The 1,065-nt window shown below is 37.8% G+C and carries 1 protein-coding gene; it reads right to left on the bottom strand.

Annotation, left to right across the window (positions count from 1 at the left end; genetic code table 11):
• Positions 1-304: 304 nt before the first annotated feature.
• A partial coding sequence (locus G1O98_RS38340; RefSeq protein ID WP_163939689.1) for a sigma-70 family RNA polymerase sigma factor occupies positions 305-1,065 on the bottom strand: 761 nt, incomplete at its 5' end.

Genomic DNA, 1,065 nt, shown 5'->3' with positions numbered 1-1,065 from the left:
GATAAATAAATTATCATAGACACTGCTGCCTACTTATAAAACACAACAGTTATTTTCAGAGATTACCAAATCTAATACTCCCAGTACCCCTGTACCTCATAAAGGCGGTGGACATAGATATTTAATTGAACCTTTCAAAAATATTGAGCCTCTTGTTTAATCTGACTTTTCACAGTATCTAAAAAAATCAGAGGGTGTAGATGTAGTAAGACTTTCTGTCTTTACCTACACCCAAACTTGCAACCCCACCTCCAGACTTCTTTTTTTGCTATTTAGCCCCTAAAATATCATCAATAAGTACTTATCACGAAACTAAATACTGTTGAATTTCAGTTTTTTGACGACGTAGAACAGTGATTGCTTGCTGCTGAATTTGGCGAACTCGTTCTCTACTGATATTCAATTTCTCTCCAATCTGAGCTAAAGTTAGTTCTTGATCGTTCTCTAATCCAAAACGCAAAATTAATACTTCACGTTGCGTCGGTTTGAGTGATTCTAATAAACTATTAATGTCTTGGCGTAAAAGTTCTTTGGTGATATGTTCGTCTGGAGATATGCCCTCATCTGGTAAAAGTTGGCTAAGTTCTGTGTCTTGGTTATCTCCAATCTTTACATCTAGAGAAATTGGCTGCTTTGAACTGCTGAGAAAATCCCTAATCTGGCTTGGTTGTAAGCCTAAAGTTTCAGCAATTTCTACAACACTGGCTGGACGACCCAGTGTCTGAAATAATTCTCGCTGTACCTTCTTAATTTTGTTGAGTTGTTCGGTGATATGAATTGGCAAGCGTACAGTACGGGATTTCTCTGCGATTGCTCGTGTAATTGATTGTGTAATCCACCAGTATACATAGGTGGAAAGCTTATAGCCACGATTGGGGTCAAATTTTTCCACACCCCTTTGTAAACCTATTGCCCCTTCTTGCAGCAAATCTAAGAATTCCAGATTGCGCTTAGTATATTTTTTAGCAATCGAAACCACCAGACGCAAGTTTGCTGTCACCATTTTTTGTTTGGCTCGTTGCCCAAGATTTTGTATTTGAGCTATTTCCAATTCACTTTTGTCAA

Origin of the sequence: Nostoc sp. UIC 10630 (assembly GCF_010747425.1) — a bacterium.
Taxonomy (GTDB): domain Bacteria; phylum Cyanobacteriota; class Cyanobacteriia; order Cyanobacteriales; family Nostocaceae; genus Nostoc.
The sequence above is the reverse complement of the archived record's forward strand: the minus strand, read 5'-3'. Positions and strand labels throughout refer to the sequence as shown.